General features: G+C 58.1%; 10 protein-coding genes. 3 read left to right on the top strand and 7 right to left on the bottom strand.

Features of this window, described 5'->3' with window-relative positions; translation table 11 throughout:
• Positions 1-14: 14 nt before the first annotated feature.
• Positions 15-869, bottom strand: coding sequence for a PA4780 family RIO1-like protein kinase (locus J3362_RS17345; protein WP_349521446.1), 855 nt, complete (start codon positions 867-869; stop codon positions 15-17).
• Positions 870-975: 106 nt separating this feature from the next.
• On the opposite strand from J3362_RS17345, the gene J3362_RS17340 reads away from it, so the two are divergent.
• Both J3362_RS17340 and J3362_RS17335 read left to right on the top strand, forming a co-directional pair.
• Complete coding sequence (locus J3362_RS17340) at positions 976-1,836, top strand: DUF6544 family protein (protein WP_349521445.1); 861 nt, start codon at positions 976-978, stop codon at positions 1,834-1,836.
• Entirely contained in the window at positions 1,836-2,804 is a 969-nt protein-coding gene (locus J3362_RS17335) for a M23 family metallopeptidase (protein ID WP_349521444.1), read from the top strand. The genes J3362_RS17340 and J3362_RS17335 overlap by 1 nt, the downstream gene beginning before the upstream one ends.
• Before the next feature lie 7 nt (positions 2,805-2,811).
• Here J3362_RS17335 and J3362_RS17330 read toward each other — a convergent pair whose 3' ends face one another.
• The 4 genes from J3362_RS17330 to J3362_RS17315 form a co-directional block, all read right to left on the bottom strand.
• Positions 2,812-3,231 carry a universal stress protein gene (locus J3362_RS17330; RefSeq protein ID WP_349521442.1) on the bottom strand — a complete coding sequence of 140 codons (420 nt, stop codon included), beginning with the start codon at positions 3,229-3,231 and terminating at the stop codon, positions 2,812-2,814.
• A gap of 138 nt (positions 3,232-3,369) precedes the next feature.
• On the bottom strand, positions 3,370-4,752 hold the full coding sequence (locus J3362_RS17325; RefSeq protein WP_349521440.1) for a sodium-dependent transporter: 1,383 nt from the start codon (positions 4,750-4,752) through the stop codon (positions 3,370-3,372).
• Positions 4,753-4,808: 56 nt separating this feature from the next.
• Entirely contained in the window at positions 4,809-5,996 is a 1,188-nt protein-coding gene (locus tag J3362_RS17320) for an amino acid aminotransferase (RefSeq protein WP_349521438.1), read from the bottom strand.
• Entirely contained in the window at positions 5,989-9,507 is a 3,519-nt protein-coding gene (locus tag J3362_RS17315) for an indolepyruvate ferredoxin oxidoreductase family protein (RefSeq protein WP_349521436.1), read from the bottom strand. Before J3362_RS17315 ends, J3362_RS17320 begins: the two co-directional genes overlap by 8 nt.
• 157 nt (positions 9,508-9,664) lie before the next feature.
• Here J3362_RS17315 and J3362_RS17310 point away from each other — a divergent pair, with 157 nt between their 5' ends.
• Positions 9,665-10,144, top strand: coding sequence for an Lrp/AsnC family transcriptional regulator (locus J3362_RS17310; protein ID WP_349521435.1), 480 nt, complete (start codon positions 9,665-9,667; stop codon positions 10,142-10,144).
• A gap of 72 nt (positions 10,145-10,216) precedes the next feature.
• Here J3362_RS17310 and J3362_RS17305 read toward each other — a convergent pair whose 3' ends face one another.
• Together J3362_RS17305 and J3362_RS17300 are read right to left on the bottom strand one after the other, a co-directional pair.
• Positions 10,217-10,423: a cold-shock protein gene (locus J3362_RS17305; protein ID WP_008176018.1), complete on the bottom strand. Its 207-nt coding sequence runs from the start codon at positions 10,421-10,423 to the stop codon at positions 10,217-10,219.
• A 202-nt stretch (positions 10,424-10,625) separates the two neighbouring features.
• Entirely contained in the window at positions 10,626-14,387 is a 3,762-nt protein-coding gene (locus J3362_RS17300; RefSeq protein ID WP_349521433.1) for a DUF1631 family protein, read from the bottom strand.
• Positions 14,388-14,443 lie beyond the last annotated feature (56 nt).

Here is a 14,443-nt window from a genome sequence, read left to right as displayed (position 1 = left end):
CACCGGCTAAGGCGTCAGTCCTCCTCGGCGTCCCTCATCCGTTCCTGTCGCTCCCATTCTTCCTCTTTTGCCGCATCGATGATTTCCATCAGTTCGTCGACGTCAGCCGCGGTATCGTCGTGCTGGAAACAGCCGGTGAGTTTGCTATCCGGGTGCAGGTCGCCGGACTCGTAGAGCGCCCAGATCTCCTTGCCATAATCGGTGTTCAAAAGTTCCGGCGCGAAGCGTCCGAAATAGCGGCGCATATTGTCTACGTCGCGCTCCAGCATGCGTTCCGCGTTGTTATTGCCGGACGCGTTGACGGCCTGGGGAAGATCAATGATGACCGGCCCGTTGGCATCGACCAGAACGTTGAACTCCGACAGATCGCCATGGATCAGACCGGCACTCAACATGCGGACCACCTCGCGGATGACCTGATCGTGGAAATCACGGGCCTGTTCCGGGGACAGGGTGACATCATCCAGTCTGGGTGCGGCCTTGCCATCTTCGTCCGCCACCAGTTCCATCAGCAGCACACCGTCCACGAAGCCCAGGGGTTCGGGAACCCGGACGCCCGCCGCGGCAAGCCGGTAAAGGGCATCTACCTCGGCGTTGAGCCAGGCATCTTCCTGTTCCTTCTGACCGTATTTCGTTTTCTTGCTCATGGCTCGGGCCCGGCGGCTGTTCCGGACCTTGCGGCCTTCCTGGTATTCCACAGCCTGCTTGAAGCTTCGCTTGGAGGCTTCCTTGAAGACCTTGGCGCAGCGTGTCTGATCTCCACAACGCACCACATAAACCTGCGCCTCCTTGCCGCTCATCAACTGGTAGAGCACTTCGTCCACCATGCCGTCATCAACAAGTGGTTGTAATCTCTTTGGTACTTTCATAAAACCTTTCAGACTGACAGTGAGTCGGCCAGCCACGTTCGTTGATCTGGAACAAGGCCGGATTCGGGCAGGGCAGGGACAATGACTGCTACGGAGCATAGCTTACATGAAAATCTTTTTCCTGATCCTGTTGATTCTGTTGGTTGCAGTCACCGTCGCCCTCTGGTTTTGGCGTCAGGCGGATCACACAGCGGACCAGTCTGCCATGGCGAGATTGGCGGCTCTGCAGCCGGCTGCACCGGAGCGTTTTGATCTTTCTCTTCTTGAAGGGTTGCCCGAGCCCGCCAGGCGATATTTCCGGTATACCATTCAGCCTGGTACGCCGCTCTACACCGTGGCCCGGATATCCATGAATGGAAAATTCGGAATGGGCAATCGGGAGTCGCCCGACTACATGGACATGCAGGCCACCCAGGTTTTGGCCGTACCGGAAGGATTTATCTGGAAAATGAGCGCCAACCGCGGCCGGCTCCAGATTTCGGGCTCAGACACTGAACAGTGGACCCGGTTCTGGCTGATGGGCTTGTTCCCGGTTGCCCGGATGGGTGGCGATCCGGACCACACCCGTTCGGCGTTCGGCCGGTATGTGGCAGAGGCGGTGTTCTGGACGCCGGCGGCACTGCTGCCAGGCCCGGGTGTTGCCTGGAAGCTGGTCGATATAAATACGGCCAGGGTGATTGTTCGCCATGATGGCATGGAGCAGGCGGTGGATGTTGTGGTGGCCGAAGACGGCCGGCCGGTCCAGGTGAGTTTTGACCGGTGGAGCAATGCGAATGCGGAAAAAGTCCACCGCCTGCAGCCGTTTGGCGGATACCTGTCAGAGTTTCGAGAGTTCGATGGATTTGTTGTGCCAACTCGCGTGGAAGCCGGGAATTTCTTTGCCACGGAGGATTATTTTCCCTTCTTCATTGCCGAAGTGACCAATTTAGAATTTCCGCGATCCAATGTGACCGAGAGTGATGACTGATGTCGCTGATGGTACTGCTTACCCAGTTCGTTCTACCGGTTGTTCTGCTGGTTTGGCTGGCACTGTTTCCTGCCCGGGGATGGCTTGCACTTGGCGTGCAGGTACTGTCGGTGGCAGGCGTGCTCATTGGTCTCGGTCTGGCCGCCCTCTGGACGATGCCCCCTTACTGGGTGCCGTATATCTATGACGGGGTTTTCGCGCTTATCGTAGTGTTACATCTCTGGCGGGGGCGGTTTCAGGGAAGCGGTCTCTGGCGAGTCTCAGCCGGGCAGGCCTTATTTGTCCTTCTTGGGTTCGGTCTGGGCTGCTTTGGCGCCTACATGGCGTATATGGCCTACCAGGGGAGGGCTGTGCCGGCGGTTGAAACTGTCGACATCGCACCGCCGTTCGGGCCTGGCACCTATCTGGTGGCCCATGGCGGTTCCAACGCCATGGTGAATGTGCATTTGAAAACGCTGGATACTGCGGTTGAGCGTTTCAGGCCCTGGCGGGGACAAAGCCGCGCCCTGGATATTTTCCGGATTTCGCCGTTGGGCATTCACAAGAATGGCTGGCTGCCTTCCGATCCGGCCCGCTACACAACGTTCGGCACCCCGGTGCTGGCGCCCTGCGATGGCGAGATAGCGAAGGTTGTCGATGGCCTGGAGGATATGCCGGTTCCGGTAATGGACCGCGATCACATGGCGGGTAACCATGTGGCGATCAACTGTGGCCGCTTCTTCGTGCTCCTGGCCCATCTCAGGAGCGGCAGCGTCAACGTCTCTAACGGTGACCGGGTGGCGATCGGCGATTTCCTTGCAGAGATGGGAAATTCCGGAAACAGCTCAGAACCCCATCTTCACGTCCACGCCCAGCGGGGGCTGCCTGAGGAGGCGGCGCTCGCAGGTGAGCCGCTGGCGCTGACTATTGATGGCGCATTTCCCGTAAGGAACGACAGGCTCCGCGTGAAAGAGCCTGGCGCCCGATAGTTCCTCGTTACCGAACGACGAAAACCGAAATATCGCTGTGTTTAACGATATTGGCGCCGTTCGAATGGAGAATGTGTAGCCGGTCGCCAATACCCGGCGGATGTGAAGCCATCACTACCAGATCTGTCCCGGTTGTTTTGATTGCCTCAAGCAACTTGTCTTCAAGCTCCACGGCGGTATCAGCAGATTCAATCACCATGCTGTCAGTACTGATCCCGTGGGATTTTCCCTGCTCCTCCGCGAACACCCTCAGTTTCTCTGCGAGCTCTTGCGGGTTGTGCGCGGCCGCTCCCGGGGTGCTGTTGGTGACGGTGACGTAGCACAGGGTGGCGTTGTAGTGTTTGGCAATATCAATGGATGTATTGAGCGCCTTCACCATTTTATCGGTATGGGCGAGGTCGACCGGAACGAGGATCTTGCTGTACATAAGAGTTCTCCTTTTCCGCTTGCGATACAGACATGGGTCTGATGTCCTGAATTCAGATTGGCAGTGCCCTGTTGGGTATGTCAAAAAAAGCCCGGTGAAGTTCACCGGGCTTTTGCGGTTGGAGAAGCCGGGATGGCCTTACAACAGGTTGTATAGGAAAACCACGGCGATACCGGCAGGCGTCAGATACCGGAGTACGAACATGAATGCCTTGTAGCTGCTTCCTTGCAGACCAATATCGGCCGGCAGACTCTCACGTTTCATCGCCCATCCGGCAAACAGCGCAATGGCGAGTCCGCCGAGAGGCATCATCAGGTTGGAGACGAGGAAGTCGAGCAGGTCGAAGACCGTCTTGCCCTCGAAGAACGGAATAAAGCCAAGCGGGTGCACACTTTCCCAGACGTTGAAGGACAATACGGTACCGATACCGATAAACCAGATCGCGAGCCCGCCACCAATGGCGCTTTTCGCTCGACTCACGCCTTTGTGTTCTTCCAGCCATTCGACCACCGGTTCCAGCATGGAAATGGCCGAGGTGATGGCTGCTACCAATAGCAGGGCGAAGAAAATGGTGCCGAACAGCGCACCACCACTCATCTGGCCAAAGGCCAGTGGCAGGGTCACGAAGATCAGGCCGGGCCCTGCCCCTGGCTCAAGGCCATTGGCAAATACCAGGGGAAAGATGGCCAGCCCCGCGAGAAGCGCAACGCTGGTGTCCACGACGGCAATGGTCATGGCGGTCCGCGCAATGTTTACGGTTTTTGGCAGGTAGGAGCCATAGGCCATCAGAACACCAATACCGATACTGAGCGTAAAGGCGGCGTGCCCCAGGGCAGTCAGAACCCCCGCCGTTGTCAGTTTGCTGAAATCCGGCGAGAACATGAAACTCACGGCCCGGCCAAAGCTGCCGCTGTTCATGGCATAGATCACCATGGCAACCAACAGTACGAACAACAGTGGCATCAGCATATTCACAGCTTTCTCAAGCCCCGAGCGAATGCCCCTGCCAACGATGAACACCACGATCACCATGAACACCGAGTGCCACATGAGCAGTTCCCAGGGGTTGGCAAGGAGCCCGCCGAACTGGCCGCCGATGGCTTCGGCATCTGCTCCGGTAAACAGCCCGGTTGCGGCCTTGCCGATATAGACCAGGGCCCAGCCGCCAATCACGGCGTAAAAAGACAGCACCAGGAAGGACGCGATAACGCCATTCCAGCCGATGGCTCTCCAGCCCCTCGCGGTACCTTCTGTTTTTGTCAGGGTACGCATGGTGGCCACGGGGCTCTGGCCGCCGCGCCGACCAATCATGGTTTCGGCAATCAGTACCGGCACGCCGATCAGGAAGATACAGGCCAGGTAGATCAGAACGAAGGCGCCGCCGCCGTTCTCGCCAGTAATGTACGGAAACTTCCAGATGTTCCCGAGGCCAACGGCTGAACCAGCTGCAGCCAGGATAAAGGCCATCCGTGAGGACCAGAGGTTATTGGCCTGCTGGTGTGGTTGGTTACTCTCACTCATTCTTCTCTCCGGCTAATTGTTTTTGTCGGATTGATTGGTTGTTGTCGAAAAAGTATTTACTTGCCGAGCACCTCGCGCAGGGCGGAAGCGACTTGTGGCAAGACGCGGTCGTTCAAACCGGCAACGTTTACGCGGCTGCTTTCCAGCATGTAGATGCCATGCTCCTTCCGTAGCCGGCCAACCTGCTCCGGACTGATTCCGAGGAACGAGAACATGCCTCGCTGACGGGCGATGAAGTCGAAATCGCCGACCGGTGAAAGCGCGCCGGCAAAAGCGTGACGCAGATGCAGGATGCGCTCACACATACCGTTTAGCTCCTGTTGCCACTGGGCTCGCAGGTCGTCATCGCCAAGGATGGTCTCCACAATTGAGGCGCCGTGGGCCGGTGGCATTGAATAATGCGACCGGATGACGCTCAGCAGCTGGCTGGTGGCGGCGGCTTTCACGGTTGCGGTTTCCGAAACCAGTGCGAGGGCGCCGGTGCGCTCCCGGTAGAGGCCAAAGTTCTTGGAGCACGAGGCTGCGACCAGCATTTCAGGTACTGCACTGGCCAAGTGCCTCAGGCCAGCCGCATCCGCGTCCAGGCCTTCGCCAAGGCCCTGATAGGCCATGTCCACGAAGGGCAGCAGGCCTTTGCGCTGGATCAGGCTGGTCACTTCCTGCCACTGGGCCAGGCTCAGGTCCGCGCCGGAGGGGTTGTGGCAGCACCCGTGCAGCAACACCACGTCGCCCGCATCCGCCTGTTCCAGGGTTTCCAGCATGGCGCCGAAGTCTACCTGCAGGGTCTCTGGATTGAGGTACGGATATTCGCGAATGGTCAGGCCGGCGCCACCAAGCAAAGGCAAGTGGTTGGCCCAGGTGGGCGTGCTGACCCAGACCTTGGTGCCCGCGTTGCACAGACGCAGAAACTCGGCGGCCATTCGCAGGGCGCCGCAGCCGCCCGGTGTCTGGATGACCGATACGCGACCGTCGCGGACCAGTGCGCTGTTGCTGCCCAGGATCAGCTCCGCCATGGCGCTGTTGAAGCCGGCGGAACCGGCAGGGCCCACGTAGCTCTTGGTGGTTTCGCCCTCAAGCAGGCGACGCTCGGCTTCGTGCACGGCGGCCATGATAGGCGTATTGCCGGCGTCATCTTTATAGACACCGATGCCCAGATCCACCTTGTCCGGTCGATCGTCTTCACGGAAGGTCTGCATCAACTGCAGGATCGGATCCTGGGGTAGGGGCTGGAGTGCTTCAAACATGATTGTCCTCCTCGTTAGCCTGTTGGGTGCGAATCAACGTCGGGCGACCGGTATCCAGCGCCTTGATCAGCTGAGTCTGCTTTTCACGAATGCTTTCTGCCGCTTGCTCCCGCACAGGGCCGTACCCGCGGACATCGGCAGGTAGCTCGGCAAGCTGCAGGAAGGTTTCGTAGTTGCTGGCGTTGAGCTCACGACCGATCCGGTCTACCAGGCTCTGATAGTCCTTCAGCATGGAGCGGTCCAGCTTGCGGTCGGCAGAATAGCGGAACGGATCGATTGCGGTTCCGCGCAGGCCGCGAAGTTTCGCCAGCAGCCGGAAGGCGCGGAACATCCAGGGGCCGAACCGGCGCTTTTTCGGGCGACCCTGGGCATCGGTTTCGCCGCTGAGCAGGGGCGGGGCCAGATGGAAGTGGACTTTGAAGTCACCTTCGAAGGTTTCATTAACCTCTTTCATGAAGTCGGTCTCGGCAAACAGTCGCGCGACTTCGTATTCGTCCTTGTAGGCCATGAACCGGTAAAGCTGCTGGGCCACTGCGCGAGTCAGCAGAAGGTTGGTTTCACCGAGGGACTCCTCAGCTTTCCGGACTCCGGCAACTGCGTCCCGGTATTGGTCGGCCCAGCGCTGGTTCTGGTAGTTGACCAGATGCTTATGCCGCGTGTTGATCAGTTCGTCGAGGGTTGGTTCGGGTTTGACCTCAACAACCTGGGCATTATTGTCGTCCAGCAGATCCGTGACTGCGCTCGGCTCCACGGCCGCCAGCCGGCCCCAGCCGAAGGCTTCCTTGTTCCGGTCGATGGCGACGCCGTTGAGCTCAATCGCCTTCATCAAAGCCGCTTCTGACAGCGGCAGAAGGCCTTTCTGCCAGGCAAAACCGAGCATCATCACGTTGGAGAACACGGTATCGCCCATCAGCTTTTCGGCGATGCCATTGGCGTCCAGCTGATCAAAGTGATCCTCGCCCACGGCGTTCTTCAGTAGCCCAAGGCGCTTGTCGGCCTTCATATCGGCGTCGCGGAAGAGCACGTAGTCGGCAGTGGGCAGTTCCGCTTCGTTGGCAACGATCCGGGTGTGGTTTGGCCGGAGAACGTTCAGGGCCTTCTGGGATGACGCCACAACCAGATCACAGGCGATGACCGCATCGGCCTGGCCATTGCTGATTCGCACCTGGCGGAGTTTGTCCGGAGACGGTGCCATACGAACGTAGCTCAGCACCGTGCCGCCTTTCTGGGCAAAGCCCATGAAATCCAGTACCGAGGCACCGCGCGATTCCAGATGGGCCGCCATGGTGATCAACTGTCCGACCGTCACCACGCCAGTGCCGCCAACGCCGCCCACCAGCAGATCGTAGGAGCCTGTCAGTTCCGGCAGTATGGGGGCTGGAATATCAGCCAGCTTGCGTGTCAGTACGGAGCCGGTGTCAACGCCGCGGGATTTGCGCAGCTGGCCGCCTTCGATGGTCACGAAGCTTGGGCAGAAACCGTTAACGCAGGAAAAGTCCTTGTTGCAGGATGACTGGTCGATCTTCCGCTTGCGTCCCAGCTCCGTCTTGCGGGGAACCACCGAGAGGCAGTTGGACTGCACCGAGCAGTCGCCACAGCCTTCACACACGTGATGGTTGATAAAGGCCCGCTTGGCCGGATCCGGGAACTGCTTGCGCTTGCGACGGCGGCGTTTCTCGGCGGCACAGGTCTGGTCGTAGATCAGTACGGTACAGCCGGGGATGTCACGCAATTCGCGCTGCACCTGGTCGAGCTCAGACCGATCGTGGAAGGTGACGTCCTTGGGGAACAGGTCGTGATGGCCATCGTATTTCTCGGGCTCGTCGCTGAGCACAACAACCCGATTCACCCCTTCTGCGGCCATTTGCTGGGCAATCCTGTCGACGGTGATCTGCCCATCCACAGGCTGGCCGCCGGTCATGGCGACTGCGTCGTTGAACAGGATCTTGTAGGTAATGTTGATGCCCGCGGCGACTGCCTGGCGGATTGCCATGGAGCCGGAGTGGAAGTAGGTGCCTTCGCCGAGGTTCTGGAACACGTGGGGATTGCCGGTATAGCGGCTCTTGCCAATCCAGTTGACGCCTTCACCGCCCATCTGGATAAGGGATTCGGTATTCCGGCCCATCCAGGAGGCCATGAAATGGCAGCCGATGCCCGCGAGGGCCTTGCTGCCTTCAGGGACTTTGGTGGAGGTGTTGTGGGGGCAGCCTGAGCAGAAATAGGGCATGCGCTTGACGCCGCCCGGATCCTGGGCAGTGCTCATGCCACTGATTTCAGCCATGCGCTCGCTGAAGTCCACCGAGAAGAAGCGACCAAGGCGGGCAGACAGGAAGCCGGCAACCAGCTTAGGGCTCAGCTCGCCAACATAGGGAATCAACGGGCGCCCCAGCTCATCCTGTTTGCCGGTAATCAGCACTTCACCGGGACGGTCCGGCTCAGACATGTACTCCTTGATCTGGCTCTCGATGATGCCGCGCTTTTCTTCGATGACCAGCACCTCTTCCTTGCCGTGAACGAAGTCCAGGATGCCGCGGCGCTCCAGAGGCCAGACCATGCCGACCTTGTAGATATCCAGTCCCATATCCCGAGCCTTGTCTTCATCAATGCCCAGGAGATCCAAAGCTTCCAGCAGGTCCAGATGACCCTTGCCGGTAGTGACAATTCCGAAGCGGGCTTCCGGGTTTTCGAACAGGCACCGGTCAATGCGGTTGGCACGGGCGAAGGCCTGTACGGCGGCAAGCTTGTGCTCGATCCGGGTTTCCAGTTGCGGTCCCGGCAGGTCCGGCCAGCGGTAATGCAGACCGCCTTCAGGGGCGGTGAAATCATCCGGGGTGACAAAATCCGGCGCCGGCGGGATCTCGACGGAAGCCGCGCTTTCCACGGTTTCCGAAATTGCCTTGAAGCCGACCCAGCAGCCACTGTAGCGGGACAGGGCATAACCCCAGAGACCGAACTCCAGGTACTCCGCGATGTTGGCCGGGTTGATGGTGGGCATGAAGAAGCTCATGAATGCCACGTCAGACTGGTGGGGCATGGACGACGACACGCAGCCGTGATCGTCCCCTGCCACCACCAGCACGCCGCCATGGGGGGAAGATCCATAGGTGGTGCCGTGTTTCAGGGCGTCGCCGGCGCGATCCACGCCCGGGCCCTTGCCATACCAGAGGCCGAATACGCCCTCTACCTGACGGTCTTCATCGGTTTCTACCTGCTGAGTACCCAGCATGATCGTCGCGGCAAGATCCTCGTTGATGGCGGGAACAAAATCGATCCGGTTCTGGTCCAGCAGATCTTTCGCCTGCCAGAGTGCCTGGTCGACCGCGCCGAGAGGTGAACCACGGTAGCCACTGACCAGGCCGGCGGTATTCAGGCCTTGCTTGCGATCCAGGGCAGCCTGCATCAACGGAATTCGGACCAGGGCCTGTGTGCCGGTGAGAAAAACCCGGCCGGATTCCCGCAGGTAACGGTCTTCGAGTTTGTAATCGTCGAGTTGTGGGGTATCGGCGGACATGGTGCCCTCCTTTTTGTCGATTTTATGACCAAAATTCTAGAGGGAAGTCCACAAAAGGTGCTTGCTTATTGGAAGGAGGTTTTCAGGATTTGCGAAAGGATGTTTGATAAAAGACAATAAAGAGAAAGAACCTTTGATAAAAATCAGGTGTTACCAAATGAAACAGGTAGATCTGGACAAGCTGGACCGGAAAATCCTCTCCGTATTGCAGCAGGATGGGCGTATCAGCAATCAGTTGTTGGCTGAACAGGTGGGTTTGTCACCGGCCGCGTGCTGGCGCCGGGTGCGCGCACTTGAGGAAAGCGGTGTGATTCAGGGATACAGCGCAAGAGTGGATCCGGAACGCATTGGTCAGGGTCTGTGCGTGCTCGTCAATCTGTCACTGCAGCGGCACAACATCGATAGCACGGCAGAGATTGAGCAGCAGGTGAGCAGTTATCCGGAAGTGCTTCAGTGCTTTGCGGTGACCGGTAATGCCGATTTCGTGCTCAGGGTAATCGTGCCGGATATGGCCAGTTACGACAGGTTCCTGAACGAAAAAATCTTCACCCTGCAGGGCATTGCCCAGGTGAATTCGAACTTTGCGTTGCGGGAGATAAAAAATACCGAGACGATCCCGGTGGAAGGTATTCAATAGATTCAGTAAAGGGGGTACCTAAACGAAAAAAGGCAGCCTAAGCTGCCTTTTTCTAAACGTGTAGCCTGTTATTTACAGGGCAACTACGTTTTCCGCCTGAGGACCTTTCTGGCCCTGGGTAACGGTGAACTCGACCTGCTGGCCTTCAGCCAGAGTCTTGAAACCGCCGCCCTGAATAGCGCTGTAGTGAACAAAAACGTCCGGGCCGCTTTCGCGAGTGATAAAGCCAAAACCTTTTGCTTCGTTGAAAAACTTAACGTTGCCGGTAACTGTAGACATAGTATTCTTCCTGATTTCAATCATTTAATGTGCCGTCACGTCATCTTTTTGATGGCTGATCGGCGGTATGCGGAAACAAAAAACTGGCGTGATCAAAAACAGGACGTGCTACTTATTACAGCTGAGCGGTCTTATTGATGAAATGCTTTGCTAAATCTTTCCAACGAGGCCCACTGTACTCCTGCCACGGGGAAAAGCAAAGCTATTTCTTGTAGGCATAAACCGGGGGAGTGGAATTCACAGTTCCAAGGCTGTCCAGCCTGCGTGGCTTGGCAATGGCGAAGCCCTGGGCGTAGTCCACCTGGATCTCTTTGAGGGTGTCCATGATTTCCATGTCCTCCACGTATTCGGCGATGGTCTGAAGATCCAGAAAATGACAGAGCTCGTTGATCGACCTCACCATGGCGTAGTTCGTGAGGTTGGTCGCCATGTCCTTTACAAATATGCCGTCAATTTTCACGAAGTCCACTGGCAGTTTCTGGAGGTACGCATAGGAAGACAGGCCGGTGCCGAAATCATCCAGTGCGAACCGGCAGTTCAGCCGCTTCATCTCACGCATGAAATCCGAGGCGAAATGAAGGTTGGCGACGGCAGAGGTCTCGGTTACTTCAAAGCAAAGCTTGTGGGCCAGCTCCGGATTCGCCCTGAGATTGGATTCCAGACCGAGCATGAAGCTGTCATCGCTCAACGACGAGCCTGAGAGGTTAACGTTCAGAGTGGCAATCCTGGCGAGCGCCTCGGGATTATCTCGCATCCACGCCAGCACTTCGGAAATGACCCACAAATCAACCCGCGTGCTGCGTTTGAACTGTTCGGCTGCCTCGATATAGCCCTGGGGCGAGATCTCCTTGCCAGAACTGTCTTTCAGGCCGAGCAAGAGTTCATACATCGTGCCTTCGCCGTCCTCCGGTTCAAGGGCAACGATGGGCTGGGCCCGAAGGTAGAGGCTGCCATCACGGATGGTCCGGTCTATTTCGGTGACCCATTGGGGGGTGCCGAGTCGGGATTGGTCCCGGTTTTCCCTGGCCAGTTCAATCCGGTTCCCGCCCAGCTTCTTGGCGGCTTTAAGCGAGAGGCTCGCAAGATTGAGAAGGTCGCCAGGTGAATGTCCCGCCCCGGTTACCGGCCGGATACTGATGCTGACGGTTGCCCGATATTCCGCCTGTCCGTGCCGGAACACCTGCTGCTCGAAGTTGCGCCGCAGGGACTCTGCAAAATCCAGGCAGTCCTCTGTACTGATGTTATTGATGAGTACCGCAAACTCATTGCCGCTGATCCGGCCAACGTGGGACTCCGCGAATCGGGATTCGCTGTGCTTACGGAGTGTGTCGGCGACATGCCTCAACAGGGCGTCGCCGGCTTCCGCGCCATAGGAGGCGTTGATGACACTGAACTCGTCTACATCGAGAACCATCAGGGCGGCGGCATAGTCTTCAGCAGATGACGGCAGGATGCTGATCAGCTGAGAAACCTGTTTCTCGAAGTCATGGCGGTGCATACACCCCGTCAGGGCATCGTGGGTTGCCTGAAAGTTGAGCTTCCGGTAAACATCTTCAACGATGCTGAACAGGCTTTGGTCGAGGAATGGGATGTCTCCGCTCTCAACCAGCCAGGCTTCGCCTTCAGCGAGTTTCTGCACAAACTCTGGAAACCCGTAACTGACTTCGCTCATGCCTTTGGGCGAAAGAAAAACAAACCGGAGCGAATCCTCGCTGCCCCACACCAGCCGCAACCGGCGGGTGTCGCCGGTATCCAGACGAACCTCAACCCAGTCGCCTACGGAAATCTCCTTTGCCCTTGAGGCCCAACGACTGTCTTCAAGCTCCGGTGGCAGCGGGGCCAGCGCTTCATCGGCGTCGCCGTACTCATCAACCCATGTGGTTTCTACTTCCCCGTTGCCCTCGAGAATTCCGGTTAACTCGTCAATAACCGGCCTTACTCGCGAAACTTCCCCGGCGGTTTTCAGCTCCCGTTCGATGAACTGCAGCATGACGCTGCTCTCCAGCTCACGTTCGAATGCCAGCTCTTCGGAGGTGTCGGCAGGCGAAAGCCAGGCCTGGAGCTGTGCAACCACATCAAGCAGTTCCTCACAATGCCGGCTTTCCGGACCTTCTCTCAGCATGGTCAGGACGATCAACTGCTCCCAGCCCGCCTGAAGAATGCGGATCAGAATGTTCGGAACCTGCCTGTTGCTCAAGAGCGAGTTCAGCCTCTGCCTTGCCTCCTTACGGGTAAGGCGCAGGCGCTCCTTGCCCTCCAGGGTTTTTGCCAGCCGTTCCGAGTTGCGGAGAAACGATTGATCCTGACGCTCGACCAGCTGTTTCAGGCGTTCGCCCAGGCTTCCCATCAGGTCCGGATCCGATACCTCGATCTCTGTCAGCTCTTCGACGATATCGGCAACCGTCGCTTCCAGCTTCTTGCTTGAGGCTCTCTCGGCAAGACAGATGTGCATCAGGTTATTGATGATATCCCTGGCCGGGTGGTCGCCGGCATTCAGAAAATCCGGTGTTTCAACCAGCGTTTCGAATACGGGTAGCCGAAGCTTTTGCAGTTGGTGGCGAAGCGAGCCCGAGAGTTCATCGTGGGTTTTCAACGGCTCGAACAGTCGGTCCACCAGATTGGCCTTCTCAACGGCCGTGTGGTCCAGTGAGCTGGCAAGGTCGGAGTCCGAGTTGGCCAGTTCCCGAAGCAGTCCCGCCATATCGGGCTCGTCGCCGTGCAGCCGGTCCAGCAGTTCCCGGCGCCGGGAGCGGAGGTTTTCCGAAAGCCTTGGATTAGGCTCCTCCCAGTCTGAAACTTCAGACGAGGGGTTGGACTCCAGTGCCATCAATTGAAACAGGGAACGACCGACCGAAGGCGACCCGGACGTCTCGGGCCCGGCGTGATTGGTTTCCGGAGTTTCTTCGGATGAGTCTTCTGTGGCTGCTGTTGCTGAACCTGAGTCGTCCGTTGCGTGCTCCCGGTCGCGGAGTGACCAGTTTGCGGGCAGCTCGGTGATATCTATGGCCTCTAGGCCAGCCCGTCGGCAGTCATTGATCAGGGACCGGATGGCCGCGGGCCAGACCCGCACCAGCGCATTCTCCCAGGCGCGATAGATGGTCAGGCGGTGCTCCCGCGCAATGCCCAGGTGATCGACCATATACTGCAGGCAGACGCACAGGGCCCGGGGCGTCAGAGGATTGTTGTCATCGTTGACGTCCTGTCGGAAAATCTGGTTGAGAAACTGGTTGAGCAGGAAGCTGGCCCCGGTATTTGCTTTGCTTACGCGGGTGGCGATGGCCTGCAGGTCCAGCCAGTCCTCGAACTCGTGCTGTTGCAGCAGGTGCAACTCCTTGTTGCCGGCCCGGGACCCGGCGGCGGGCTCAAGGGTTGCCTGATTGGCCTGGAACTGGGCCTGGAAATCCTGAAGCATCCGCTGCTGCCGGCTCTGGAAAATGAAGCGCATGTCCTTGAGCCGGGTAATTTCACGCAGCTCTGCAGCCTCTTCCAGGTCGGCTTCAATGCCCTCGAAGGTGCCTTCCATAAATTCCGGAAGTAACTGTTCCAGAAGCCGACGGCAATGCTGGTGGTAGAGCTGTTTCAGTGCAGGATCCGGAGTCGCGGCTTCAGGCCGATTCGTTCCAGCTTGCTGTAACAAACACTCAATGTCGTTGCTGAGCTCCTCAGTGTTCCCCGTTATGACCAGCGAAACGCCGCTACTGCGGCCAACCTGAACCGTGCCTCGGTAATGGATATGCTGTTTTTCACGGTCATTATCGAGGAAAACATGAAGATCGGTCTGTGCAGCGGCAGACGATGACAGTTGGTCGAGTACCGCCGGCGACGAAAAGTTCTTCAGGGTGAGGCGCAGCCCTTCTTTACCCAGAGCCACGCTGTCAATGACACAGCCACAGGGAATGAGGCCGGGCGCGACGACAACCGCATCCTTGCTGAGTCTGGAGTGTTTTGCGTTGAGCCGGGTCATTGACCGCCTTCCTGAGCAGTGAAAAATGAATCGTTGTTCAATTTATTGTAGGTTCA

It is taken from the genome of Marinobacter sp. NFXS11 (genome assembly GCF_040148675.1).
Taxonomy (GTDB): Bacteria; Pseudomonadota; Gammaproteobacteria; order Pseudomonadales; family Oleiphilaceae; genus Marinobacter.
This window is presented reverse-complemented; position numbering and strand designations above follow the sequence as displayed.